Origin of the sequence: Thioclava pacifica DSM 10166 (genome assembly GCF_000714535.1) — a bacterium.
GTDB classification, from domain to species: Bacteria; Pseudomonadota; Alphaproteobacteria; order Rhodobacterales; family Rhodobacteraceae; genus Thioclava; species Thioclava pacifica.
Map to the genome: position 1 here is coordinate 347441 of NZ_AUND01000023.1, position 25574 is coordinate 373014.

Genomic DNA, 25574 nt, shown 5'->3' on the forward strand with positions numbered 1-25574 from the left:
GGGCGAGAGCCTTTATCGCTCCTCACAGGACTGGAAGATCACCTGCCCGAGTTGCAGTTACTCGGTATCCGTCTGGGATGCCGGAGGGATCCGCTGGGGCGCGAAATCGAGGCGCAAGCGGACCTTCGGGAAATGCCCGTCCTGTGGCGAAAAGGTGTGGTTTGGCTATGAGGATTGGCCGGATCGCTGATCGAAAACGCACCGGATCTCACTCGCAATCCGCGTAATCCGAAGTTCTGCATCTGACCGCCCGCGCCTTTGCGTCCTCCAGCTCTTCGGCAGAGAGTTCGTTCTCGATCCTGCGCAGATAGGTGTCGGTGTCCTCCAGACCGTTCGCCTTCGCGATCTCGATCCACATATAGGCCGTAACGAAATCCTGCGGGGCGCCATCTCCGCCAGCGTGCATGAGCCCAAGGTTGAATTGCGCCGGTGGCTCGCCCGCCTTCGCCGCAAAGCTTATGCGCGTGAAGGCCTCGTTTTCATCAACCGGCAAAAGCTTTTTCGCGAGCAGAAGATAGCCGAGGACAGCACTGGCCTTGGCATGTCCCTGATCGGCTGCGCGCCGAAACCACAGACCGGCGACCCAGTCGTCCCGCGGCACCCCAAGCCCGTTGCGATAGCCGATGCCGAGATAGTACTGAGCATCCACAAAGCCCTGCTCTGCCGAGAGCCGGAACAACTGGATGGCCCGCTTGTCATCTCTCTCGACGCCGAGGCCTTTCGCATACATCAGGCCGAGACTGGCTTGAGCCCTCGCATCGCCCTGTTCCGACAAGGGCTCCCAGTTCTCGATTGCGACTTGATACTGCCCCGCCTCGTAAGCGGCCTGTCCCGCATCAAAGGTCTGCGCAGATATTTCACCGGCCAGCAGCAGTACGGCGAGAAACCCGGAGCAAGTTCGCAGCAGATATCGTCGGGCAGTCATTGTCATCGAACCACCAAGCCAGCTTCGCCGAATTTTGGCACGTCACGCCGACAGTCTATCAGACCGCGCTCCGCATACCTACTGAGGAGCCTTCAAGGGGGAGAACGGCTCGCCGGTCGCTGGCTGCAATGAAAAACGCCCGGTCATCGCGACCGGGCGTTTCAAATTTCCAAAGGGGGCAAAGGTTAGCCCTTTTTATTGCCTTCGAGCGCCTCGATCCGGGCCTTCAGCGCCTCGTTTTCCTCACGGGCTTTCTGGGCCATTGCGCGCACCGCGTCGAATTCTTCGCGGGTAACGAAGTCACGATCGGCGAGCCAGCGATCCATCCAGCTCTTCATCGCGGTCTCGGCCTCGTCCTTCGCGCCCTGGGCCACGCCCATCGCGTTGGTCATCAGCTTGGACATCTCATCGAAAATCTTGTTGGGCGGCTGCATGTCCATCCCCTCGCGGTCAAATTCAGGTTCCCCGCTTATATGGGCTGTGCGCGCGGCGGAGGCAAGGTTGACTTCCCGACCCGCGCAGGGCTTTCTCGCCGCGGCCCATGACAGGAGACAAGCGTGCTGCCCCTTGCCATCCCCTTTCCGCAATTCGATCCGGTTGCCTTCACCATTCCAGGGCTCGGCCTGCCGATCCGTTGGTATGCGCTGGCCTATATCGCGGGGCTGGTGGCGGGCTGGCGGATCATTGTCGCGCTGATGAAGCGCCCCGGCCTCTGGCCTGGCGACCGCGCACCGATGGAGGCGGGCAAGGTCGAGGATCTGCTGACGGCGGTGATCCTCGGGGTCGTGCTGGGCGGACGGCTCGGCTTCGTTCTGTTCTACGAGCCTGCTTGGTATCTCTCGCATCCGCTCGACATTCTGAAGGTCTGGGAGGGCGGCATGTCCTTCCATGGCGGCTTCCTCGGCACGCTGGTCGCGGGCTGGTGGTTCGCACGCCGCCACGCGATCCCAAAGCTGCAACTGGCCGACGCGATGGCGCTGGTCGCGCCGATCGGGCTGTTCCTCGGGCGGATCGCGAATTTCATCAAGCCCGAGCTTTGGGGGCGCCCAACCGATGTGTCTTGGGGCGTTATATTCCCCGGCGATGCGGCGCAGACTTGTCTGGGCATCGCGGGGCAGGTGGATGGCAGCTGTGCCCGCCACCCGTCGCAGCTTTACGAAGCGGGGCTGGAAGGGCTGCTTCTCGGGGTAATCCTCTGGGGACTGGTGCGGTTCGCGCGCTCGCTCAAACGTCCGGGCCTGAGCCTCGGGATCTTCCTGATGGGCTACGGGGCCGCGCGTGCCTTCGTTGAGCTGTTCCGCCAAGGAGATGCGCAGTTCGTGACCGTCGACAATCCCTATGGCCACGTGATCCGCTTCACCGATGGGCTGGGGCTGACGATGGGGCAGGTGCTGTCGTTGCCAATGATCGCGGTGGGGCTGTTCTTCGTGATCCGGGCGCTGCGCGCGCCGAAAGCCTCGTGACACCGCTGGGCGAAATACTCGCGGCGCAGATCGCCGCCGAAGGGCCGATGCGGCTCGACCGCTACATGGGCGCGTGCCTGCTGCATCCCGAGCATGGCTATTACGCGACCCGCGATCCGTTCGGGGGGCAGGGCGATTTCATCACCGCGCCCGAGATTTCGCAGATGTTCGGCGAGATGTTGGGCCTGTGTCTGGCGCAGTCCTGGCTCGATCAGGGGCGGCCCGAGCCGTTTGTGCTGGCGGAGGCCGGGCCGGGGCGGGGCACGCTGATGGCCGATATGCTGCGCGCGATGCGCTCGGTGCCGGGAATGCTCGAGGCAGCTCGGGTCCACCTGATCGAGGCCTCTGCCACCCTGCGCGAGATCCAGCGCGCGCGGCTCGAAGGGCACAAGGTCACATGGCACGACAGCATCGACACATTGCCCGCAGCGCCTTTGTTTTTCGTCGCCAACGAATTTATCGACGCGCTGCCGATCCGGCAATTCCAGCGGGTTGAAAAGGGCTGGGCCGAGCGTCAGGTGGGTCTTGGCCCTGATCGCGTGCTTGTGCCCGGTCTCGCCCCGCCCGTGCGGCTTGAGGCGTTGGAGCCGCGCATCGCCGACACGCAATTCGGTGACGTGGTCGAGACCTGTGCCCCCGCGGTGAGCATTGCCGAAACGCTGGCCTCCCGGATTGCCGCGCAGGGTGGCGCGGCGCTGCTGATCGATTACGGCAACTGGCACAGCCTTGGCGATACGTTCCAGGCGCTCAAGGCGCATCAGCCCGTCGATCCCTTTGAGGCGCCCGGTGAAGCGGATCTGACGGCCCATGTCGATTTCGAGCCGCTCGCCTCGGCCGCGCGCGCAGCTGGCGCGCAGGTTTCCGCGATGACGCCGCAAGGCGTCCTGCTCGAGCGGCTCGGGATTACGGCACGGGCGCAGGCGCTTGCTCAAAGCTTGGACGGCGCGGCGCTTGAGGGCCATATCGCCGCGCATCGCCGCTTGACCCACCCCGAGGAAATGGGTCACCTGTTTCAGTCTCTGGCGATCGTTGCGCCGGGTGCGGCGCTGCCGCCCGGATTCGATCCCGCCCGACCCTGAGCCCGAGAGGACGCGATGGCGACTACGCTCGAAATCCTGACCTCCCCTGCGCTGAACGGCGTTCGGCACGGCTTCTTCACGCGCCGTGGCGGAGCATCGTCCGGGATCTTTTCGGGGCTCAATTGCGGGCCCGGATCGTCGGATCAGTCCGAAGCCGTGCGCACCAACCGCGCCCGCGCCGCCGATGCATTGGGCGTTGCCCCCGAGGCGCTGCTTGGTGTCAATCAGGTTCATTCCCCCGATGTCGCGACGCTTGACGGCCCGCCTGTCGGGCCGATCGAGGCCGACGCGATCGTCACCGCCACGCCGGGTGTTGCGATTTCCGTACTGACCGCCGATTGCCAGCCCGTTCTCTTTGCCGATGCCAAGGCAGGCGTGATCGGCGCGGCTCATGCGGGCTGGCGCGGGGCGCTCGAAGGGGTGCTCGAGAACACGCTCGACGCGATGGAGGCGCTTGGCGCGCATCGCGAGGATACGGTCGCGGTTATCGGGCCTTGCATCTCCGTGCATGCCTATGAGGTGGGCGAGGAGTTCATGGAGCGCTTCATCATCGAAGACCCGGCCTATGCGCGGTTCTTCTCGGGCGGGCCAAGCGGGAAGCCGCATTTCGATCTGCCGAGCTTCTCGCTCGATCGCTTGCGCGCGGCGGGCGTGGGCCAGGCGGAATGGATCCGCCAGTGCACATATCGCGATCCCGACCGCTTCTATTCCTATCGCCGGACCACCCATGCGGGCGAGGTTGATTACGGTCGCCTGATCTCTGCGATTCGACTGTGATTGAGGCGCGAATGCGGGCTCAGCGGTCCGAATGACGCCCTACTTGTGACGGGTCTGACGCCAAACCGGCCGAAATCCCTCTGATTTCACGGGAATTTGAAACAATGCGTCGACGCCACAATCCACGCCTGCGCGGCGCGCAAAAATTTATCCCTGCGCCTCACGCTGGCCCCATTGGATCGCGATAACAGGGTCGAGCCGGATCAAGCCGGTCCGAAGACGAGGTATAGAGCAATGACCCAGAAAAACCCGACGCGCCGTTGGATGAAATCGGTGCTGGCCGAAGCCGCCCGCTGCGAAACGCCCATGCCCTGGGCGCGCGCCACCCGCAAGCCGCTGGCCGAGCGCCGCGCCGTCGAGCGGCCGCAGCGCACGCGCTCCGCCGCACGCTGATCCGAACCTCGTCCGCGCACCGCTTTTGGTCATGCCGGTGGGCGGGGCGAGACCCGGTCGGACGCTGCCAAGTCCGACCACCGTCACCCGCGTCCCGGTCTGCTCCCGAGGCGCGGGTGATTCGTATCTGGAGTGTGTCGAGACTGTGGCCGCGCGTTCGCGCTGGGGAAACACTCGCAGGGGTGGGCCGCAGACTCTCTGGCCACACGGGGACAATAATCGAGAAAATTTGACGGAAAGCCCTGCGCTGCGCATGTTGGGGGCGTCTCTCTGCAACCGGTGGGGGCCGTAGCAGATGTGACCAGACCGAAAGGCTGATCGCATGAATATGACCCACCGGTCCGCGGAGGCAGGTTCTCTCCGCACTGCGACTGACACGCAGGCACCTCGCGTCTTGCGTGCCACACCGCCTTCGCCGAAGCGCACGCTGCGCGCTTCGGCGATGACGCGGCGCTACTCCACGATGTGGCTCGGTCCCACCGGGCTCATTGAGGAAGAACTTCGCATCGCCCCGGCGATCCCTCTGTTCGAGGAAGCCTTCTCCGCGCTGGCGCGCGGCTCCGTTCTTGCAACCGAGGACGGCCCGGTCGCCGTCGAGGATCTCGTGCCGGGGATGCGGGTGATCACCGCTGACGAGCGCGTCGAAACCGTGACCTGGATTGGCTCGATGACGCTGTTCCCGGCTTCGGCCGAAGAGGCGCACAAGCTGATCCGTGTCACCGCCGAAGCCTTCGGCCATGGCCGCCCGATGCCTGATCTCGTGCTGGGCCCGCATGCACGGCTTTGCCTGCGCGATGCGAGACTGCGGGCGCGGATGGGAATCGAGGCCGCCTATGCGCCGATCGCGGGGTTCGTCGACGGTGTCAGCGTGATCGAGGTCTCGCCGGTTTCGCCGGTCAGCGCCTATCACGTCGTGCTCGAGCGTCACGGCTCGCTCAAGGTCGGCGGTATGGAGATCGAGAGCTATCACCCCGGCGAGGGGATCGAGCGAATGATCGACCCGCGCATGGCCGAGCTGTTCACCGCGCTTTTCCCGCAAATCGAACGTTTGCGCGATTTCGGCCCGCTTTGCGCGCCGCGCCTGACCCGGTTCGAGGTCGAGGAAATGCTGATCTGACCCCTGTCCGGGCAGCCGAGCATACAGAACGCCCGCGCCGATGATCCAAGCGCGGGCGTTTGTTTTTTAGGGGGTAGGCGAAGGGGGCGCCGCCCCCTCGGCGCGATGCGCCTCACCCCCGAGATATTTGGATCAAGAAGAAGCGGCGATCAGGCTTCTTCCATCGCCTCCAGCTCGTCGATGAAGCCTTCGATCATCGACAGGCCCTTGTCCCAGAAGGCCGGGTCCGAGGCGTCGAGGCCGAAGGGGGCGAGCAGTTCCTTGTGATGCATCGAGCCACCGGCTTCCAGCATCGAGAAATACTTGTCCTGGAAACCCTGCGGTTCGGCCTCGTAGGCGGCGTAGAGCGCATTCACCAGCCCGTCGCCGAAAGCATAGGCGTAGACGTAGAAGGGCGAGTGGACGAAATGCGGGATGTAGGACCAGAAGGTCTCGTAGCCGTCCATGAATTCGAAGGCCGGGCCGAGGCTTTCGCCCTGCACCGACATCCAGAGCGCGTTGATATCCTCGGGCGTCAGTTCGCCCTGGGCGCGCGCCGCGTGCAGTTTGCATTCGAAATCGTAGAAGGCGATTTGCCGGACGACCGTGTTGATCATGTCCTCGACCTTGCCGGCGAGAAGGGTCTTGCGCTCCTCTTTGGTCTTCGCGGCGGCGAGCAGTTTGCGGAAGGTCAGCATCTCGCCGAAGACCGACGCGGTTTCCGCGAGCGTCAGCTGGGTCGAGGCGAGCATCTCGCCCTGACCCGCCGCCAGCACCTGATGGACGCCGTGGCCCAGCTCATGCGCGAGCGTCATCACGTCGCGCGGTTTGCCCAGATAGTTGAGCATCACATAAGGGTGCACGGTCGTCACGGTCGGATGCGCGAAGGCGCCCGGCGCCTTGCCCGGTTTCACGCCCGCGTCGATCCAGCCTTTCTCGAAGAAGGGCTGGGCGATCTCGGCCATGCGCGGATCGAAGCCCGCATAGGCGTCGAGCACGGTCTCTTTCGCCTCGTCCCACTGGATGTCGCGCGGGGCCTCGGTCGGCAGCGGCGCGTTGCGGTCCCAGATCTGCAGCGTGTCGAGGCCGAGCCACTTCGCCTTCAGCTTGTAGTAGCGATGTGACAGGCGCGGATAGGCGGTGACCACGGCATTGCGCAGCGCCTCGACCACTTCGGGCTCGACATCGTTCGACAGGTGCCGACCGGTTTGCGGGGTCGGCATCTTGCGCCAGCGATCCTCGATTTCCTTTTCCTTGGCCAGCGTGTTGTGGATGCGCGAGAAGGTGCGGATGTTCTCACCGAAGACCTTGGCGAGTGCGTGCGCCGCCGCTTCGCGTTTGGCGCGGTCGTGATCGGACAGAAGCGTCGTCGTGGCTTCGAGCGAGAGCGTCTCGCCCTGCACCTCGAATTCCAGCGCCGCGGTGGTCTCGTCGAACAGCCGGTTCCAGGCGGCCGCGCCCACGACCGATTGATCGTGCAGGAATTTCTCCAGCTCGTCGGAGAGCTGGTAGGGCTTCATCGCGCGCATCCGGTCGAAGACGGGCTTGTAGCGCGACACTTTCGGATCGGCGAAGACGGCCTCGTAGGTCTCATCCGGGATGCGGTTGAATTCGAGGCTGAAGAAGACGAGCGGCGTGGTGTAAGTCGTGATCTTGTCCTGCGCATCCGACAGCAGTTTTACCCGGCCCGCATCGACCGTGTTCTGGTAATAACGCAGGCCGGTATAGGACATCACGCGACCGGCTTTCTCGTCGATCGCCTCGTAGCGGGCGATGCACTCGGCCATGCCGGCGGCATCGAGATCGGCGAGTTTGCCTTCGTAATCGGCAGCGAAGGCGGCACAGGCTTTCTCCAGCCACGCCATGTCCTCGGCCAGTTCGGGCGCGTCGGGGGCCGTGTAGAGGTCGCTGAGGTCCCACTCGGGCAGATCTCCGAACGCGCCTGAGTTTGCGTTGGCATCGAAGACGGGGCGGCGGGGCGAAATGGTCATGCTATCCTCTTGGCGTTTTGCGTTACCAATCAGATAGGGGCAGCGAGGCCGGACTGGCAAGGGCAAGGCAAGCGCAATGGGGCGCACAAATTTTAGGCAATGCCTGTCAAATGACGTTTCCCTGACGGGATTGGGAACGTTAACATTGGGGATCGGCTTTTCCTCGCCGCAATCACGACCTAGAGATGAGGAAAGAGCAGGGGAGTGAATGCGTTCGCGATGACCGAGTATTTCAACGAGATGTTCGATGGCGGGAAAGTCCGCCAGCCTTACGGTGGGCTCGACGGCTGGATGCGCGATATGCCGGCAGAGCTGCGCGCGATGAAGCAGGCCGAGGCCGAGGCGCTGTTCCGACGGATCGGGATCACCTTTGCCGTCTATGGCGAGGGCGGAGATCCGGATCGCCTGATCCCCTTCGACATGTTCCCCCGTGTCTTCACCCAGACCGAATGGCGCAAGCTGGAGCGCGGCATCAAGCAGCGTGCGCGCGCGCTTAACGCGTTCCTTCTCGATGTTTATGGTCGGGGCGAAATCGTGCGTGCCGGGCGTATCCCCGCGCGGCTTGTCTATCAGAACGAGGCTTATGAGCGCGCGGTTTCGGGCTTCATCCCGCCGCGCGGCATCTACAGCCATATCGTCGGGATTGACCTCGTCCGGACCGGGCCGGACCAGTTCTACGTGCTGGAAGACAACTGCCGCACGCCTTCGGGCGTTTCCTACATGCTGGAAAATCGCGAGATCATGATGCGCATGTTCCCGCAGCTTTTCCGTGAGAACCGGATCGAGCCGGTCGATGGTTATCCCGATGCGCTGCGCCGCACGCTGGCCTCGGTGGCGCCTGCGAAATGTGACCGCGAGCCAACGATTGCGATCCTCACGCCGGGCCATTTCAACTCTGCCTATTACGAACATTCCTTCCTCGCCGACCTGATGGGGGTCGAACTGGTCGAGGGGGCGGATCTGTTCTGCGAAGGCGGCTTCTGCTGGATGCGCACAACCGAAGGCCCGAAGAAACTCGACGTGATCTATCGTCGGATCGATGACGCTTTCATCGACCCGCTCTGCTTCCGTCCCGACTCGATGCTGGGCGTGCCGGGGCTGATGGATGTCTACCGTTCGGGCGGCGTCACGATCTGCTCGGCGCCGGGCGCGGGCGTGGCCGATGACAAGGCGATCTATACCTTCGTGCCGGAGATGGTGCGTTTCTATCTCGGCGAAGAGCCGCTGCTGGAGAATGTGCCGACCTGGCAATGCGCCAAGCCCGATGATCTGAAATATGTGCTCGATCACCTGCCCGAGCTGGTGGTGAAGGAAGTGCACGGATCGGGCGGTTACGGGATGCTGGTGGGCCCGAAAGCCACGAAGGAGCAGATCGAGACCTTCCGCATCAAGATCAAGGAAAACCCGGTGAACTACATTGCCCAGCCGACGCTGGCGCTCTCGACGACACCGACCTTCGTTGAGGAGGGCGTGGCACCGCGCCATGTCGACCTGCGGCCCTATTGCCTCGTGGGCGAGAAGGTCGAGCTGGTGCCGGGCGGGCTGACGCGCGTTGCGTTGACCGAAGGCTCGCTCGTGGTGAACTCGTCGCAGGGCGGCGGGGTCAAAGATACCTGGGTTCTGGCGGAGTGATTGTGACATGCTGAGCCGGACGGCGGAAAACCTCTTCTGGATTGCGCGCTACATGGAGCGCGCGGAAACCATGGCGCGCCTGCTCGAGGTGGGTGCCCGGATCGCGCTGACCCCCTCGGCGGGGCACGGCTATCGCTCGGAGTGGGAGAGCCTCTTGCAGGCCTCGGGCACGGCCGAGGGCTTTGCCGAGAAATATGGCGACCCGGTACAGCGCAATATCGAGAGCTACCTGTTCTTCGATCGCGACAACCCCTCCTCGGTGATCTCCTGTATCGAGCGCGCCCGCGAGAATGCGCGCATCGTGCGCACCGCGATCACTGGGCAGGTCTGGGACACGCTCAACACCGCGTTTCAGGAAATCCGCCAGATCGAGCGTCAGCCGCGCTCGGAATGGGAGACGACGGAGCTTTGCGAATGGGTCGCGCGTCAATCCGCGATGATGCGCGGGGCGATGGACGCGACGATGCTGCGCAATGACGGGTTCTTCTTCATGAATCTCGGCTATGCGCTGGAGCGGGCCGACAACACCGCACGCCTCATCGACGTAAAGTATTTCGTGCTGCTGCCCTCGGTCGAAATGGTCGGCACCGGGTTCGACAATTACCAATGGCAGGTGCTGCTGCGCGCCCTGCAATCCTACCGTGCCTTCCACTGGGCCTATGGCGGTGACATCACCGCTTCGAAGATTGTCGATTTCCTGATCCTGAACCCGGCGAGCCCGCGCTCGCTGATGTCGGCCATGCGCAAGGCGCTGCATCATCTCGAGAATATCGCGCGCTTCTACGGCGACGAAGGGGCCACGGGCCCGGTTCAGCTGCGCGCGCGCGGCCTCGTGCGCGAGCTCGATCAGACCCAGGTGACCGAGATTTTCGACGAAGGCCTTCACGAGTTCCTGACCCGCTTCATCGGCGATATCGGTGATCTGGCGGGGATGGTGCAACGCAACTACCTGTCGGGAGATGCGCGATGATCCTCACTGTCAATCACGTCACCACCTATGATTACGACGCGCCGATGGGGACCGCAGTGCAATCGCTGCGCCTCTTCCCGTCGCGCTTCGACGGGCAGCGCACGATCGACTGGTCGGTGGCTGTCGAAGGCGGCGTCAAAGGCGGCTCGTTCCGCGATGGCGCGGGCGACCGGGTCGAGGGGTGGTCGATCCGTCCGCCGGTCGAGGCCGTCACCATCACCGTCACCGGGCAGGTCGAGACCTTTGATACCTCGGGCGTGCTGCGCGGCCATCGTGAGCTCGTTCACCCGATGGCCTATCTGCGCGAGACCGTCGCCACCTGGATCGACGACGCGCTTCAGGAGCTGGGCGAAAGTGCAATTGAGGGTGCCTCTGACATGCTCGACCGGGCGCACCGGCTCAGCGCGGCTGTCGCCGAGGCGATCGCCTACAAGCCCGGCGTGACCCATACCCACACCACCGCCGCCGAGGCGCTGGCGCAGGGGGAGGGGGTCTGTCAGGACCACGCTCACGCGCTGGTCGCCGCAGCGCGTGCGGTGGATATGCCTGCGCGCTACGTCTCGGGCTATCTGTTTGCGACCGAGGATGGCGCGCCGCACGAGGCCGCCCATGCCTGGGCCGAGATCTGGGTTGAGGGGATCGGCTGGATCGGCTTCGACCCGGCCAATGAATGCTGCCCCGACGAGCGCTATATCCGCCTTGGCTCCGGGCTTGATGCGCGCGAGGCCGCACCGATCCGCGGCATCACCCAGGGCGCGGGCGAGGAGCGACTGGACGTCACAGTTGCGTTAGAACAGCTCCAGCAATAGATTGCGCGCCTGTCAGGGATCCAGGGGACAAAGATGACCTACTGTGTGGGCCTTCTGCTGAATGAAGGCATGGTTTTGCTGTCCGATACCCGGACGAATGGTGGGCTCGATAATATCGCGACCTATCGCAAGATGTTCACCTTCGAAGATCCCGGCGAGCGCGTCATCGCGATCATGACTGCAGGCTCGCTCTCGGTCACGCAGACGACGCTGGCGCGGCTGCGCGAAGCGGTCGATGCATCCGACGCCACCGGCGAGACCTCGATCATGGAAGCGCCGACGATGCTGAAAGTGGCCGAGATCATCGGCAATACGATGGCGGGCGTGCGCAAGGATATCGTCAGCCGCATGGATGCAGAGCGGGTCTCGACCTCCGCCTCGATGATTGTCGCGGGCCAGCGTGCCGGCGGCGAGATGCGGATGTTTCTCATCTACCCGGAAGGCAATTTCATCGAAGCGACCGAGGACACGCCCTTCCTCCAGATCGGTGAGCACAAATACGGCAAGCCGATCCTCGATCGTGTCGTGCGCCCCGAAACGAGCCTCGAAGACGCGCAGAAGGCGGTCCTGCTGTCGATGGATTCGACGCTGCGCTCGAACCTCTCGGTGGGGATGCCGCTCGATCTTGCGGTGATCCGCAAGGATGAATGCACGATCGGTGCGCGCCGCCGGATCGAGGCGGGCGATCCCGATTTCGCGCGCATGTCCGAAGCGTGGTCGAACGCGCTGCGCGAAGGGTTCACGCAGATTCAGCTGTGAGTTTGTCGCGGGCCTCGAGCCCGCCGGCTGCATCGAACAGCGCCGCGCAGCCGTCATAGAACCGTGCGCGGGTGGTGGGGATTTCCATCATGAGTTCGTGCTCAGCCCCGGGGATGAGGTCGAGCCTGCCCTTGGGCCAGCGATTCATCCGGTCATGCACCGCCGGGCAATGCACGATCTTCTCCTCAGCCCCGAGCCCGCAATAACAGGGCAGATCGGGTGAAGGCAACGAGGCGAGGGCCTCGCATTCCAGCAGGCTCTCGGCGACCCAGTGGATCGTGGGGCCAGCCAGCGTCAGTTCGGGATGCTTCGCGGCTTGCTCGATCAGCCAGGCCCACATCTCGGGATCGCGCGTCAGCCGGTTCGTGAGAAAGCTGTCGCGATAGACATAGGTCGTCCCGTTCATCCCGGGCGGGTAGGCCTCTGCAAGGAAAGAGTCTCCCAGAAGCTGCGCGAGCAGGATGCGGAACGGATGCAGCAGCGCAGGTGCCTTGATCCCCCACATCGGAGCAGAGAAGGCGGCGGCGGCAAAACGGTGATTCTGGTGCTCGATCGCGCGCAGCCCGATCGCGCCACCCATCGAATGGCCAAGCAGGAAATAGGGCTGCGGCAAGCCCAGCTCATCGGCGGCGTCAATCACCGCATGCAGATCCCACTGGTAATCCTGAAGCCCGCCGACATGCCCTTTTTCGGGGGCGTCGGGCAGGATGCGATCGGCCAGTCCCTGGCCGCGCCAGTCGATGGCCAGCATCGCATAGCCCCGCGCGGCGAAATCCGCCGCGGCAGGTCCATATTTTTCGACATACTCGGTGCGCCCGCATAACAGGAACACGGTCCCGCGTGGCTGAGGGGGGCTGGGCCAGTGACCGAAGCGGATGCGAACGCCGTCGCGTGCTGTCAGCCAATAGGCCGCGCCGCCCTCGGGGCCGCGCGCGATCTGTTCGTAAAAGGGCGCGCGCTCCATCAGGCCAGCGCCGCACCCAGCTGCATTGCGAGGCCCATCGCGCCGTCGATCTTCAGCTTGCCCGACATGAAGGCCGCCGTCGGGTTCACATCGCCGTTGAGCATGCCCTCGAACGTGTCGCGGTCAGCGGTCAGCACCACTTCCGCTTCGTCGTCGCCGGCGCGCACGCCGTCTTCATCGACGATGATCGAGCCTTCATCCTCGATCACGAATTTCGCGGTGGACGAAAAACCGTCCGGCAATTTCGCCTGCAGCGCCTCGACAGCCTTGTCGATCACCTCGCTCATGGAAGTCCTCCAGTTTTGATGGCCGGGCTCTCGCTTTCTCCGGCATTTGCGTTACAGTCGAGACTATGTGGCACCGAATTCACAGATACAAATGTGTCGTCACGGCATTTTGCGTAAGCCTCACGCTTGCGACAATGGCGGCTTTCCCCGCCCGGGCCGAGACGGAGGGGCTCGAACCCTATTTCAAGGAGCTTGCCGACCCATCCGAACAGGGCTGGGCGCGCGCCGAAGCCGATATCCGTAGGGCGTGGTCGCGTTCGGGATCGGCAACGATGGATCTGCTGCTCAAGCGCGGGGAACAGGCGCTTGACGATGGCGATGCAGATGCCGCGATCGAGCATTTTACCGCGCTCACCGATCATGCGCCGGATTTCGCGGCGGGCTGGAACGGGCGCGCCACGGCTTATTTCATGGCTGGTCTCTATGGCCCCGCGGCCTCCGATATCGCGCATACGCTGAAGCTGGAACCGCGCCACTGGGGCGCGCTCGCAGGCCTCGGTGCGATTCTCGAGGAGATGGGCGATGACGCGCGTGCGCTGGAAGCCTACCGCGCCTCTTTCGCCTTGAACCCGCATCAACAGGATGTGAAAGACGCCATTGCGCGTCTCGAGAAGGCGCATCAGGGTACGGCTCTCTGAGGCCGGAACGGAGCAGCGATGCAAAGCGGGCGGATCACGGCCGTTCTGGGGCCGACCAATACCGGCAAGACGCATTACGCGATCGAGCGGATGCTGGCACATCGCACCGGCGTTATCGGTCTGCCTTTGCGGCTTCTGGCGCGCGAGGTCTATGACCGGATCGTGGCGCAGCGCGGGCCCTCGGTGGTGGCGCTTGTCACAGGCGAAGAGCGCATCGTGCCCGAGCGCACGCAATATTGGGTCTGCACGGTCGAGGCGATGCCGACGGGGATCGGCGCGGATTTTCTGGCCATCGACGAGATCCAGCTTTGCGGCGATCCCGAGCGGGGCCATGTCTTCACCGACCGGCTTTTGCACGCGCGCGGGCTGCATGAGACGCTGTTTCTTGGGTCTGAAACCATGCGGGGCGCGATTGCCGCGCTGGTGCCGAAGGTGCAGTTCACCAAGCGCGAGCGGTTCTCGGAGCTGACCTATTCCGGTTCGAAGAAGATTTCCCGGATGAAGCCGCGCTCGGCCATCGTCGGCTTTTCGGTCGAGAATACTTATGCCATCGCCGAACTGATCCGCCGCCAGAAGGGCGGCTGTGCAGTGGTGATGGGGGCGCTGTCGCCCCGCACCCGCAACGCGCAGGTGGCGATGTATCAAAATGGCGACGTGGATTATCTGGTGGCCACCGATGCGATCGGGATGGGGCTGAACCTCGATATTGACCATGTCGCCTTCTCGGCCACCTCGAAATTCGACGGGCGCAGGATGCGCGCGCTCTTCCCGCATGAGCTGGCGCAGATCGCGGGCCGGGCAGGGCGGCATACTTCGGACGGCACCTTCGGGGTGACAGGCGAGGCGCGCCCCCTCCAGCCCGAGGTGATCGAGGCGATCGAGAACCACCGGTTCGCGCCGCTCCAGCGCCTGCAATGGCGCAGCGCACGGCTTGAATTCGGCTCGCTCGACCGGCTGATCGCCTCGCTCGAGGCGCGGCCGGAAGGCGAATGGCTGACCAAGGGGCGCGAGGCCGACGATCTGCGCGCGCTCAAGATGCTGGGCGACGATCCGGCGATCCGCGACCGGGTCAACAGCCCAAAGGATGTGCAGCTTCTCTGGGATGTCTGTCGAATCCCCGATTTTCGTTCGATTTCCGAGGCCGAACATGCCACGCTTCTCGCGCGCATCTTCGAGTTTCTGCAAACGGGCAAAGGCGTGCCCTCGGACTGGCTCGCGCGCCAGATCGAGCGCATCGACCGGACGGGCGGCGATATCGATACGCTGAGCCGCCGTCTCGCCTTCATCCGCACCTGGACTTACGTTGCGCAACGCAAGGGCTGGGTCGATGACGAAAGTCATTGGCGCGAGGCGACCCGCGCTGTAGAAGACCGCCTGTCGGATGCGCTGCATGGCGCGCTGACGCAAAGATTTGTGGACCGGCGCACATCGGTGTTGCTGCGCCGGCTCAAGCAGAAGGAGACCCTCGTGGCCGAGGTGAACGACAAGGGCGAAGTGACGGTTGAAGGCGAATTCGCAGGCCGTCTGGAAGGATTCCGCTTCAAGCAGGACGAAACCGGATCGCCCGACGAGGCGAAGATGCTTGCCCGCGCGGCCTATGAGGCGCTCGCGCCCGAGTTTTCTCTGCGTGCGGATCGCTTCTACAACGCCCCCGATACGGAGATGGATTTCACCGAACAGGGCGGCCTGATGTGGGGCGAACTCGCCGTGGGCAAGCTGGTGAAGGGCGCCGATCTGTTGCGTCCCTCGGTCCAGGCCTTCGTCGACGAAGAGGCCGGTTCGGATGTGGCCGAGAAGGTCACCCGCCGCCTTCAGCATTTCATCGACCGCAAGGTCGCGGCCCTGTTCGAGCCGCTCCTCGCGATGAGCCGTGACGAGGCGCTCACGGGCCTTGCGCGTGGTTTCGCCTTCCGCATGGTCGAAGCTCTCGGCATCATCCCGCGCGAGCAGATCGCCGCCGAGGTGAAAGACCTCGATCAGGACGCGCGCGGCTCCCTGCGCAAGCATGGCGTGCGTTTCGGCCAATATACGATCTTCATGCCCGCGCTTCTGAAGCCCGCGCCGACCCGACTGCGGCTGGTGCTGGCTTCGCTCTGGTCGGGCGCGGACGAATTCCCCGAAAGCCCGCCTCCGGGCCTCGTGACCATTCCCAATATCGATACGTTCGATGCCGAGACCTATCGCCTGTCGGGCTACCGCCCCTCGGGTTCGCGCGCGATCCGCATCGACATGCTCGAACGTCTGGCCGATCTGCTGCGCGGGCAGGACAGCCGGGGCGGGTTCGAGGCAAACCCGGATATGCTCTCGATCACCGGCATGACGCTCGAGCAGTTTGCCGACCTGATGGAAGGTCTCGGCTACAAGGCCGAGAAGGGCGAGCGCGCGAAGGTGAAAGCCGCCGATATCGAGAAGGCCGAGGAGGCCGCTGGCGCCGAGGCGCTGAAGGCCGAGCTGGCCGACGAGGCGAAGGCCGAGGCTGGTGGTGGCGACGAGACCGCCGAGATCCATCCCGAAGCGGAAGCCGCTGCCGAGGCGGGCGGCGACATGATCTCGGCCGAAGAGGTTGCAGGCGACGAGATCGAGACCTTCTACACCTTCACCTGGGCCCCACGTCCGCGCGGCAATCGCCCGCCGCGCCGCGAAGCGGGGCAGGGCGGCAAGCCCGGCGGTGAACGTGGCGAGCGCAAAGGGGGCGGCAAGCCGCACGGCAAGCGCGACGGTCACAAGGGCGGGAAGAAAGGCGGCAAGCCGCAAGGCGCGCGCAACTTCGAGGCGCGCCCGCCGAAGAAGGACAAGCCGATCGATCCGGACAATCCGTTCGCGGTGCTCGCAGCCCTCAAGGACAAGAAGTAAGTTCCGGACATGGACGCGCCCGAGCGCATCCGCATCGACAAGTGGCTCTGGCAGGCGCGGTTCTGCAAGACCCGCGGCCTCGCGCAGGATGCGGTGCAGGGCGGCAAGGTGCGTCTGAACGGACAGCGCATCGAGAAGCCGGGCCGCGGTGTCGGCCCGGGCGATGTTCTGACGGTGCGGCTCGGGGCGCATGTGCGGGTGTTGCGCATCCTTGAATGCGGCACACGGCGCGGTCCGGCCAGCGAGGCGCAAGGGCTCTATGAGGAGATCGCGCCCGAGGTTTGAACCCTGCGCGCCATGCCGCAGCGAAAAGGCCGCACGCTCCCTTGAAACGCGGCGCTTCCCCCGCTAGGACGGGTCAGGAAGCTGACAAACCGGGGTTTCGCAATGACCTATGTCGTCATCGATAACTGCATCAACTGCAAATATACCGATTGTGTCGAAGTCTGCCCGGTGGACTGTTTCTACGAGGGTGAGAACACGCTGGTGATCCATCCCGACGAATGCATCGACTGCGGCGTCTGCGAACCCGAATGCCCCGCCGATGCGATCCGTCCCGATACCGAGCCGGGAATGGAAAGCTGGGTCGAGATGAACCGGAAATATTCCGAGCTCTGGCCGGTCATCACCCAGAAGAAAGACCCGATGCCTGAGGCCGAGAAATATGACGGCGAGACGGGCAAGCTGGAGAAATACTTCTCGGAGAACCCGGGCGAGGGCGACGGCTGATCCCCTGATTCTGGCGTTCCGGGGTCGATTCGAGGTGTTCCGGGTCAGGTGACGCTGCGGCATCTTGACGGGTTTTGGCGACTAACCCATTGGGAAACAAGGCGCTCACCGAAGCGCGAGCGCATGACGCTTTGAAATACATGCGTTTTCTGCTATATTTCTGTCATATAAGAGTTTCGACCCCACCGTTCGCAGTGACCTGCTCGCCTGCGAATGCGATCTCGCGATGAATAGACGAACGCGGAGCCAAGGCGCCCCGTGGGCGTCTTATGCTCGCCTGATACCGAGGTTCGAAGCCGGCTGCAAGGAAACGAACCGCATGACCAAGACCAAGAAGACCGAATTCCGCCCCAATGATTTCGTCGTCTATCCGGCGCATGGGGTGGGTAAAATCATGTCCATCGAAGAACAGGAAATTGCCGGGCTTAAGCTCGAGCTGTTCGTGATCTCTTTCGAGAAGGACAAGATGACCCTGCGCGTCCCGACGAACAAGGCGACGGAAGTGGGCATGCGCAGCCTGTCCTCGCCCGATATCGTGACCAAGGCCCTTGAGACCCTGAAGGGCAAGGCAAAGGTCAAGCGTGCGATGTGGTCGCGTCGGGCTCAGGAATACGAACAGAAGATCAATTCGGGCGACCTGCTGTCGATCGCCGAAGTGGTGCGCGATCTGCACCGCAACGATGATCAGCGCGAACAGTCCTACTCGGAGCGTCAGCTCTATGAGGCCGCGCTCGAGCGTCTGACCCGCGAAGTCGCTGCCGTGTCGGGCACCGATGAGGCCCGCGCCGCGAAGACCGTCGACGAAGTTCTGGTCAGCCGCGCCGCCTGATTCGACGACAGATGAAATGTTGAAACGCGAGGCTCTCGGGCCTCGCGTTTCTTATTGCAAAGAGACTTTTCGGTTTTAGGCGATAAGGGGCGCGTGCTCAGCCGGACTTCACGCGTCCGGGCCTCCCTCGACGGTTCCCGGCGTCTCCCGGTCGCTCTCGTCGCGCTCGCCGCGGCGGCGGAACTGCTCCATCATCGCGGCTTCGAGATCGGCGTTCAGCTCCTTCGTGCGCGCGATGTAATCGGTGTTCTGCTCCATCGGCACACCCGGCTTCCACAGTTTCGCAAGGTCGCGCACGGCCGCCCGGTCGAGCTTGAAGAACAGCTTCTCGAGCTCTGCGGCCTCGAATTCCGACAGGCCCGCGTTTTCCAGCACGTAGCGGCCCGCGCGCAGCGAGCTGTCGAACATCTCCCGTACGATATCGTTCGCCCCGGCCCGGTAAAGATCGAACACATGCGTCCGGTCGCGCGCCCGCGCCACGATATGCAGATCGGGCCGGATCCGGCGGGCGTATTCCACCAGTTTCGTAGTCTGCTCGCGCCCGTCGAGCGCGACCACCAGAACCCGCGCCTGATTGATCCCGGCGGCGGCCAGAAGGTCCGGCCGCGTCGGATCCCCGAAATAGCCCTTGAAGCCGAAGGTGCGCATCAGCTGGATCGTCTTGAGGTCGGAATCCAGAACCGTCGTGCGCAGCCCGGACATGGTCACCAGCCGGTTCACCACCTGGCCGAACCGGCCGACGCCCGCGATGATGATCGGCTGCTGTTCGTCGATCGCGTCGGGATCGGGGGCGTCTGCGCTGCGCAGCCGCTTGCCGATCTGTTCGTGCAGGATGAACAGCAGGGGCGTGATCAGCATCGACAGCGCGATGACCACCAGCAGCTTCTCGGCAAGCGCATTGGGCAGGATGCGTTGCCCGACCGCGAAGGAGACGAGCACGAAGCCGAATTCACCTGCCTGCGCGAGGCTTAGCGTGAACAGAGATCGGTCCTTGCCGCGCAGCTTGAAGACACGGGCGAGGCCATAAAGGATAGCCGATTTCAGACCGACCAGCAGCGCCACGAGCGCGAAGATGTTCCAGGGCTGGGCTGTGATGACAGCGAAGTTGATACCCGCTCCGACGGTAATGAAGAAGAGCCCCATCAAGAGCCCTTTGAAGGGCTCGATGTCGGATTCCATCTCGTGCTTGAACTCGCTGTCCGCGAGAACCACCCCGGCGAGGAAGGTGCCAAGCGCGGGCGAAAGTCCCACGAGGTTCATCAAGCTCGCGATGCCGACGACGATCAGCAGCGCCATCGCGGTGTTGATCTCGCGCAGCCGAGCGCCCTGAACGAAGCGAAACAGCGGGCGCACCACGTAGTGACCGATCAGTACCGTGAAGACCACCGCCGCCAGCGTGATCAGCGTCACCCCCCAGGCGGGCAGCGCGTCGATCAGGCGCGCGACGACGTGATCACCGTGATCGGCCTTCGCGACCGCCCGCGCCCCCGGCAGCGCCAGAAGCGGCATCAGCGCCAGCATCGGGATCACCGCGATATCCTGCGTCAGCAGCACCGCAAAAGAGGACCGCCCGCCCGCCGTCTGCATCAGCTGCTTTTCATTGAGCGTCTGTAGGACGATCGCGGTAGATGACAGCGACAGCGTCATCCCGATCGCCAAAGAGACGCGGAAATCCTCGCCCATCGCCATCACGATCGCGGTGACCAGAACCATCGTGATCAGTACCTGCATCCCGCCGAGGCCCAGCAGCTTGTCGCGCATCGCCCAGAGCGCGCGCGGTTCCAGCTCCAGCCCGATCAGGAAAAGCATCATCACCACGCCGAACTCGGCGAAATGCTGCAAGTCGCTCATCTCGGAGCCCGACAGCCCGGTAACGGGGCCGATCAGGATCCCCGCGATCAGGTAACCAAGCACCGAGCCGAGCCCTGCACGCGAGGCCAGCGGCACCGCGATGACCATCGCGACGAGATAGAGCGTGGCTTGGAACAGGAAGCTTTCCATCGCGGGGCTTGCATCCTCGGGTTGGGGCGCGATGCGCGCCCGGAGAAATAACGGTTTATCCTAGCCTAGCTTCGGGGCGGGCGGGTTCAAGAGGGCGCGGCGTCGCCGGGCATGCAGCGGTTGCGGGGCGGCCTTGCGTCAGCTGCCTTCGAGCAGCTTGAGCGTGTAGCTGCGCGAGCCCTTCTTGTAGGTGAGCTGGCCCGAGCCGATCGCCGTGACCTTACCGCCATCGAGCCGGTCGCCCACACCCACCTTCACGAAGCGCCCGTTGGACAGGCGCACCAGCGCGCGACGGTTCGATGAGGAGCCGTAAAGCCCGATCAGGTTGATCTTGCGCAGGTTGATCGCGTTCTTTTCGGTGGCCTGTTTGGCGACCGAGGCCGAGGTCGGCAGTTTTGGCGCGGGCGCAACGGGCTCGGGCTCGTCGATCTCGACCGGCTGGGCCTTGGGGGCCGGGGCGGGGGCTGCGGCTGCCGCTACGGCGACGGAGGGCGCGGGCTCGGCTGCGATCGCCGCGGCCAGCGCGCGCTCGACCGAGCGCGAGAAGTTGCGCGGTTTCTCCGGCGGATTGGCCGAGCGGGCGACGGCGAGTGTGGTCGCGCCTGCAAACGGGTCGCTATTGGCAGCGGCAGCGGCATCCTGCGCGGCGACCGCCCCCTGAACCGCATCCTGAATCGTCGCGGGGCGACGCTCGGGGCGGACGGCGGCGAGTTCGGGATTGGCGGCGGCCGCCGGTTCTGCGGACGGCGCCTGGCTTGCCGCGAGCCGGGTTACGTCCTCGGGGCGCGCCGTCGGGCGCGTGTCTTGCAGCTCCGGGTTCGGTTGAAGCGCGGGATCGAGCGCGCCCTGATCGACCGGCGGCGTGGGGGTCGGTGGGGCGGTCTGATCCGCCGGAGGCGTCGCCGGGGCGGGTTCCGGGGTCGCGTCGGGTGCCGCGCCGGTCAGATCATCCGGCCGGGGCTTCGGGGTGAAACCGCTGAGTGCCGGGAGCGCCTCGAAGGTCGCTTCGGGTGTTGGCGGCAAGGTCGCGGCATAGGCATCGCTCACCACATCGGGGCGCGGTGCCGGCACGATGTCAGGTTTGCCCGCGTAAAGCGTGAAGCCGCCCGGCATCTCGGTGCCCTCGGGCGTGGGGGTGACTTCCGGTTCGGGCGCGGGTTCGGCCACCGGCGGCGGCAGCGGTGTCGCGTCGAAGGGAGGCAGGGTCGTAGGGCTCGCCGTCGACAGAGTGCCGGAAGGATCCGCGGCAGGCTCGGCTTGCGGCGCGGGCTCCGCTGCGGCCTCGGGGGCAGTTGCTGGCTGCGGGGGGGCGAGCGTGACCTGCGGAAGCGCGGGCATCTCGGCCGGCGGCGTGTCCGGCTCGGGCGCAGGAGCTTCGGCCTCGGGCTGCGGCGCGGGTTCAGGCGTCGCAGGTTCCGGCTCGGGCGTCGTTTCAGCGGGTGAGGTCGCTTCCGGCGCGGTTGCGGTGTCGACAGGCTGCGAGACCTCGGGCGGTGCACTTGGTGCAGCGGGGATCTGCGCGATCTCTTCGGGGCCGACCGGATCTTTGAGCAGGCTTGACCAGAGCGCGATAATCGCCAGCAAGATCACCAGCGCACCGGTGAGCATCGCCCCGAGATAGCGCGGTTTGCCACCCACGGGCGCACGTTTCTCGCCTCCAAAGACGGTTTTTTCCGGCTGCGCCTCGGCAGCCGATTGTGCTTGCGCGGGCTTCGCCGGACGCGATTTGGCCAAAGCATTCGCGGTTTTCTGGCCAAGGGCCGCTGTGCCGCCAAGCCCCTTGCGCGCGGCGCGACCCATCGCCTTCGCGGCCTTTTCCGCCACCTTGGGTTCAGGCGGGGCAAAGCGCGGATCGGGTTCGGGCAGATCAAGCTTGGGCGCAGTGATCCCGGCCTCGCCGGTCAGGATCTTCTTGCGGTCGGGCTGCGGCGGGCTCAGGCGGCCAACGCCGCCGAGGCGCGGGGCCACAGTTTCATCCAGAGCGGCGTCCCCTTCGCGGCGCGTCGCAAAGGCGGCAATAAGTTTCTCGGGCGGCTTGGGCGGCAGATCCTCGGCGCGATCGGAGACGGCCTCGTCAGGCGTGTCCGAAGGCGTGGTCTCGGACGCAGCGTTGTCGCTCGAAGGGGCGTCGCTGGCCTGCGACGAGGGAATTTCGCGGTCGACGATCTCAGGCTGCGCGTCCTCTGGCGCCGGCTCGTCGAGCAGACCGTCCAGCATGTCGGCTTCCTGCGGCAGTTCCGCGACAGGCTCGGGCGGCAGATCGAGCGCGCCAAGCTCGGCCAATTCCTCTGGCGCGATCCCGTCTTCTTCGGGCTCCACGAGTTCGACAGGCTCTTGCTCGGCGGCTGCGTCAGCCGCAGCGTTCTCAGGCTCAGGCTCAGGCTCAGGCTCAGGCTCAGGCTCAGGCTCAGGCTCAGGCTCAGGCTCAGGCTCAGGCTCAGGCTCAGGCTCAGGCTCAGGCTCAGGCTCAGGCTCAGGCTCAGGCTCAGGCTCAGGCTCAGGCTCAGGCTCAGGCTCAGGCTCAGGCTCAGGCTCAGGCTCAGGCTCAGGCTCAGGCTCAGGCTCAGGCTCAGGCTCAGGCTCAGGCTCAGGCTCAGGCTCAGGCTCAGGCTCAGGCTCAGGCTCAGGCTCAGGCTCAGGCTCAGGCTCAGGCTCAGGCTCAGGCTCAGGCTCAGGCTCAGGCTCAGGCTCAGGCTCAGGCTCAGGCTCAGGCTCAGGCTCAGGCTCAGGCTCAGGCTCAGGCTCAGGCTCAGGCTCAGGCTCAGGCTCAGGCTCAGGCTCAGGCTCAGGCTCAGGCTCAGGCTCAGGCTCAGGCTCAGGCTCAGGCTCAGGCTCAGGCTCAGGCTCAGGCTCAGGCTCAGGCTCAGGCTCAGGCTCAGGCTCAGGCTCAGGCTCAGGCTCAGGCTCAGGCTCAGGCTCAGGCTCAGGCTCAGGCTCAGGCTCAGGCTCAGGCTCAGGCTCAGGCTCAGGCTCAGGCTCAGGCTCAGGCTCAGGCTCAGGCTCAGGCTCAGGCTCAGGCTCAGGCTCAGGCTCAGGCTCAGGCTCAGGCTCAGGCTCAGGCTCAGGCTCAGGCTCTGTTTCGAGAGTTTCCGGCGCAGGTTCCTGATCGGATGCACCATCGGCGTCAAGGACCGGCGCGGGCGCTGGTATGTCCTTGCCGGTTTCCGCCTCCAGAACGAGAGGGGCGGCGGGCTCGGGCGTCTCCGCAACGGATGGGGTGTTTGGCTCCGGGACGGGCTCCGGCGCAGGCGCGGGCTCCGGCGCAGGCGCGGGGGCCGCAGCGGGCTCGGGCGGCAGCAGCACGATGACCTGCGGGTCGGGATCGACGCGCGCGCCTTCGGGTATGTAGCGCGCGGCGACGGAGGTCAGGCCGAAATGCGGCTCGGCAGGGAAATCCGCGGGCTCGGGCGCCGCGACGAAGCTGATCGGGTTGAAGCCGTAGCTTTCCGCGAAGCCTTCCGCCTCGCCCAAGGTCTCGCGCGCGATCACAGCGACCTGCACGGTCTGCCCGCCGCCCGCGAAATCATAGACCAGATCCGAAACCGGATAAGGGGTCATGCCTTCAAGCGCGGTTTCGATCTGGCGGCGGCGCTGCGCGGGGCTGGGGCCGGGCGCGTAGATCGCGCTGTAGAGGATCTGAGAATCCGGCAGGACGAGCTTGGTCGCAAATCCGCGCGGCGCGATTGCGCGCGCCTTGTCGCGCAGTGCCTCGATTGCGGGGCCGGGATCGTCGCCTTCCAGCGAAACCTCGCCCAGAAGCCGCCAACCCTCCTTCGCGCGATGCACCAAGGCGATGCCGTCATGCGAAAGGATCAATGCAAAATCGGGTTTCATTTCGATGGGCTTGGGCCGTCAGGAACGCGGGATACTCACATCTTCGTAAAGTAGTTTGCGCCCCCTGAAAAGCGTCGCGGAGGGGGCGAGCGGCAGATTGCCGGTTTTCCACAGTGAACCCGCCCCGGAGCGGATCCGGGGCGGGCCAAATTGTGAAAATCTGCGCTCGGACCCTTGCGGATCAGGCGGTTGCCGCTGCCAGCGCCTGATCGAGATCTGCGATCAGATCTTCGGCATTCTCGATCCCGATCGAGAGCCGGACCACGTTCGGCGCGGCTCCTGCGGCGATCTGTTGCGCCTCGGTCAGCTGGCGGTGCGTGGTCGAGGCGGAATGGATGATCAGCGAGCGGGCATCGCCCAGATTCGCGACATGGCTGAAAAGCTTGAGATTGTTCACCAGCTTCACGCAGGCCTCATAGCCGCCCTTCACCGCGACGGTGAAAAGTGCGCCGGCACCTTTCGGGCAGACCTTGGCGACGCGATCGTGCCAGGGCGAGCTCTCGAGCCCGGCATAGGTCACGAAATCGATGCGCGGATCGTTCTCGAGCCATTCGGCCACGGCCTTGGCGTTGGCGACATGCTTGTCCATGCGCAGGCTGAGCGTCTCGAGGCCCATCATCGTGTAATGCGCCCCTTGCGGGTTCATCGTCATGCCGAGGTCGCGCAGGCCCACCGCGATCGAGTGGAAGGTGAAGGCCATCGGCCCCAGCGCCTCGTGGAACTTCAGGCCGTGATAGGCGGGCTCGGGGGCGCTGAGCGAGGGGAACTTGTCCGAGGCCGACCAGTCGAACTTGCCGCTGTCGATCACGCAGCCGCCAGTGACGGTGCCGTTGCCGGTCATATATTTCGTCAGCGAATGGACGACGAGCGTCGCGCCCATCTCGATCGGCCGGCACAGGTAGGGCGTGGCGAGCGTGTTGTCGACGATCAGCGGCAGGCCGAGCTTGTCGGCCAGTTTTGCCACTGCCGGGATATCGGTGATGTAGCCGCCCGGGTTCGAGATCGACTCGCAGAAGATCGCGCGGGTGTTCTCGTCCACCGCCGCTTCCAGCGCGTCGAGATCGTCGAAATCGACGAATTTGGCCGACCAGCCGAAGCGTTTGATCGTCTGGCTGAACTGGGTGATCGTACCGCCATAAAGCCGGGTCGACGCGACGACGTTCAGTCCCGGTCCCATCAGCGGGAAGAGCGCCATGATCTGCGCCGCGTGTCCCGAGGAACAGGCCACCCCGCCCGCGCCGCCTTCGAGCACGGCGACCTTCTCGGCGAGCTTCATCACCGTCGGGTTGGTCAGGCGCGAATAGATGTAGCCCACCTCTTCGAGGTTGAAGAGCCGCGCCGCATGGTCGGCATCCTTGAAGGCGTAAGCGGTGGTCAGGTAGATCGGCACCTGCAGCGCGCCGGTCGCCGGATCGGGTGCGGCGGCGGCGTGGATCTGAAGCGTGTCGAATTTGTAGTCGGACATCTCGGGGCTCCTCTGTTCTCGGGCGCGACGTTAGCGGTGCGCCCGAGGGGCTTCAAACACATTCGTTTTCGGCAATGGGA

At 64.9% G+C, this 25574-nt stretch carries 23 protein-coding genes; 15 read left to right on the plus strand and 8 right to left on the minus strand.

Features of this window, described 5'->3' with window-relative positions; genetic code table 11:
- Nucleotides 1-208: 208 nt before the first annotated feature.
- Nucleotides 209-925 carry a tetratricopeptide repeat protein gene (locus TP2_RS10965; RefSeq protein ID WP_038077220.1) on the minus strand — a complete coding sequence of 239 codons (717 nt, stop codon included), beginning with the start codon at nucleotides 923-925 and terminating at the stop codon, nucleotides 209-211.
- Between the two features lie 185 nt (nucleotides 926-1110).
- A complete protein-coding gene (locus TP2_RS10970) occupies nucleotides 1111-1359 on the minus strand; it encodes an accessory factor UbiK family protein (RefSeq protein ID WP_038077222.1) in 249 nt (82 codons plus the stop codon).
- A 123-nt stretch (nucleotides 1360-1482) separates the two neighbouring features.
- Between TP2_RS10970 and lgt the strand changes: the two genes are divergently transcribed.
- The 5 genes from lgt to TP2_RS10990 all read left to right on the plus strand — a co-directional run bounded on the left by lgt (nucleotide 1483) and on the right by TP2_RS10990 (nucleotide 5754).
- The gene (gene lgt, locus TP2_RS10975) at nucleotides 1483-2388 is read left to right on the plus strand and encodes a prolipoprotein diacylglyceryl transferase (protein WP_038077224.1); all 906 of its coding nucleotides are present in this window, start codon (nucleotides 1483-1485) and stop codon (nucleotides 2386-2388) included.
- The gene (locus tag TP2_RS10980; protein WP_038077226.1) at nucleotides 2385-3467 is read left to right on the plus strand and encodes a class I SAM-dependent methyltransferase; all 1083 of its coding nucleotides are present in this window, start codon (nucleotides 2385-2387) and stop codon (nucleotides 3465-3467) included. Before lgt ends, TP2_RS10980 begins: the two co-directional genes overlap by 4 nt.
- A 15-nt stretch (nucleotides 3468-3482) precedes the next feature.
- Nucleotides 3483-4244 carry a peptidoglycan editing factor PgeF gene (pgeF, locus tag TP2_RS10985; protein WP_038077228.1) on the plus strand — a complete coding sequence of 254 codons (762 nt, stop codon included), beginning with the start codon at nucleotides 3483-3485 and terminating at the stop codon, nucleotides 4242-4244.
- Nucleotides 4245-4478: 234 nt separating this feature from the next.
- Complete coding sequence (locus TP2_RS18520) at nucleotides 4479-4637, plus strand: hypothetical protein (RefSeq protein ID WP_157617105.1); 159 nt, start codon at nucleotides 4479-4481, stop codon at nucleotides 4635-4637.
- 394 nt (nucleotides 4638-5031) lie between these two features.
- Complete coding sequence (locus TP2_RS10990; protein ID WP_169739525.1) at nucleotides 5032-5754, plus strand: Hint domain-containing protein; 723 nt, start codon at nucleotides 5032-5034, stop codon at nucleotides 5752-5754.
- A gap of 149 nt (nucleotides 5755-5903) precedes the next feature.
- Here the strand turns inward: TP2_RS10990 and TP2_RS10995 are convergent, their stop codons facing one another.
- Entirely contained in the window at nucleotides 5904-7724 is a 1821-nt protein-coding gene (locus TP2_RS10995) for a M3 family oligoendopeptidase (RefSeq protein WP_038077232.1), read from the minus strand.
- Between the two features lie 219 nt (nucleotides 7725-7943).
- Between TP2_RS10995 and TP2_RS11000 the strand changes: the two genes are divergently transcribed.
- The 4 genes from TP2_RS11000 to TP2_RS11015 are packed head-to-tail and all read left to right on the plus strand — an operon-like array spanning nucleotide 7944 to nucleotide 11894.
- Nucleotides 7944-9356, plus strand: a complete 1413-nt coding sequence (locus TP2_RS11000; protein WP_038077725.1) for a circularly permuted type 2 ATP-grasp protein — start codon at nucleotides 7944-7946, stop codon at nucleotides 9354-9356.
- Nucleotides 9357-9363: 7 nt separating this feature from the next.
- Nucleotides 9364-10326 carry an alpha-E domain-containing protein gene (locus tag TP2_RS11005; protein WP_038077233.1) on the plus strand — a complete coding sequence of 321 codons (963 nt, stop codon included), beginning with the start codon at nucleotides 9364-9366 and terminating at the stop codon, nucleotides 10324-10326.
- Nucleotides 10323-11135: a transglutaminase family protein gene (locus TP2_RS11010; protein ID WP_038077234.1), complete on the plus strand. Its 813-nt coding sequence runs from the start codon at nucleotides 10323-10325 to the stop codon at nucleotides 11133-11135. The genes TP2_RS11005 and TP2_RS11010 overlap by 4 nt, the downstream gene beginning before the upstream one ends.
- Before the next feature lie 33 nt (nucleotides 11136-11168).
- Nucleotides 11169-11894 carry a proteasome-type protease gene (locus tag TP2_RS11015; RefSeq protein WP_038077237.1) on the plus strand — a complete coding sequence of 242 codons (726 nt, stop codon included), beginning with the start codon at nucleotides 11169-11171 and terminating at the stop codon, nucleotides 11892-11894.
- Here the strand turns inward: TP2_RS11015 and TP2_RS11020 are convergent.
- Complete coding sequence (locus TP2_RS11020; RefSeq protein WP_038077240.1) at nucleotides 11875-12858, minus strand: alpha/beta fold hydrolase; 984 nt, start codon at nucleotides 12856-12858, stop codon at nucleotides 11875-11877. The genes TP2_RS11015 and TP2_RS11020 overlap by 20 nt on opposite strands.
- Nucleotides 12858-13145, minus strand: coding sequence for an SCP2 sterol-binding domain-containing protein (locus TP2_RS11025; protein WP_038077242.1), 288 nt, complete (start codon nucleotides 13143-13145; stop codon nucleotides 12858-12860). Before TP2_RS11025 ends, TP2_RS11020 begins: the two co-directional genes overlap by 1 nt.
- 134 nt (nucleotides 13146-13279) lie before the next feature.
- Here TP2_RS11025 and TP2_RS11030 point away from each other — a divergent pair, with 134 nt between their 5' ends.
- From TP2_RS11030 to TP2_RS11050, 5 genes are all read left to right on the plus strand, one after another.
- Complete coding sequence (locus TP2_RS11030) at nucleotides 13280-13783, plus strand: tetratricopeptide repeat protein (RefSeq protein ID WP_240473747.1); 504 nt, start codon at nucleotides 13280-13282, stop codon at nucleotides 13781-13783.
- A gap of 18 nt (nucleotides 13784-13801) precedes the next feature.
- Entirely contained in the window at nucleotides 13802-16636 is a 2835-nt protein-coding gene (locus tag TP2_RS11035) for a helicase-related protein (protein WP_038077246.1), read from the plus strand.
- 9 nt (nucleotides 16637-16645) lie between these two features.
- Entirely contained in the window at nucleotides 16646-16921 is a 276-nt protein-coding gene (locus tag TP2_RS11040) for an RNA-binding S4 domain-containing protein (RefSeq protein ID WP_038077249.1), read from the plus strand.
- Between the two features lie 102 nt (nucleotides 16922-17023).
- On the plus strand, nucleotides 17024-17365 hold the full coding sequence (fdxA, locus tag TP2_RS11045) for a ferredoxin FdxA (RefSeq protein ID WP_038077251.1): 342 nt from the start codon (nucleotides 17024-17026) through the stop codon (nucleotides 17363-17365).
- Between the two features lie 319 nt (nucleotides 17366-17684).
- Complete coding sequence (locus TP2_RS11050) at nucleotides 17685-18194, plus strand: CarD family transcriptional regulator (protein WP_038077253.1); 510 nt, start codon at nucleotides 17685-17687, stop codon at nucleotides 18192-18194.
- A 108-nt stretch (nucleotides 18195-18302) separates the two neighbouring features.
- Here TP2_RS11050 and TP2_RS11055 read toward each other — a convergent pair whose 3' ends face one another.
- Both TP2_RS11055 and TP2_RS18645 read right to left on the minus strand, forming a co-directional pair.
- Nucleotides 18303-20195 (minus strand): monovalent cation:proton antiporter-2 (CPA2) family protein, encoded by a 1893-nt coding sequence (locus tag TP2_RS11055; RefSeq protein WP_038077255.1) that lies wholly within the window; start codon nucleotides 20193-20195, stop codon nucleotides 18303-18305.
- A gap of 138 nt (nucleotides 20196-20333) precedes the next feature.
- Nucleotides 20334-22412, minus strand: coding sequence for a hypothetical protein (locus TP2_RS18645; RefSeq protein WP_169739520.1), 2079 nt, complete (start codon nucleotides 22410-22412; stop codon nucleotides 20334-20336).
- A 1158-nt stretch (nucleotides 22413-23570) separates the two neighbouring features.
- Here TP2_RS18645 and TP2_RS18650 point away from each other — a divergent pair.
- Nucleotides 23571-24083: a hypothetical protein gene (locus TP2_RS18650; protein ID WP_169739521.1), complete on the plus strand. Its 513-nt coding sequence runs from the start codon at nucleotides 23571-23573 to the stop codon at nucleotides 24081-24083.
- 127 nt (nucleotides 24084-24210) lie between these two features.
- Here the strand turns inward: TP2_RS18650 and TP2_RS11070 are convergent, their stop codons facing one another.
- Nucleotides 24211-25494 (minus strand): O-acetylhomoserine aminocarboxypropyltransferase/cysteine synthase family protein, encoded by a 1284-nt coding sequence (locus TP2_RS11070; protein ID WP_038077257.1) that lies wholly within the window; start codon nucleotides 25492-25494, stop codon nucleotides 24211-24213.
- Nucleotides 25495-25574: the final 80 nt, after the last annotated feature.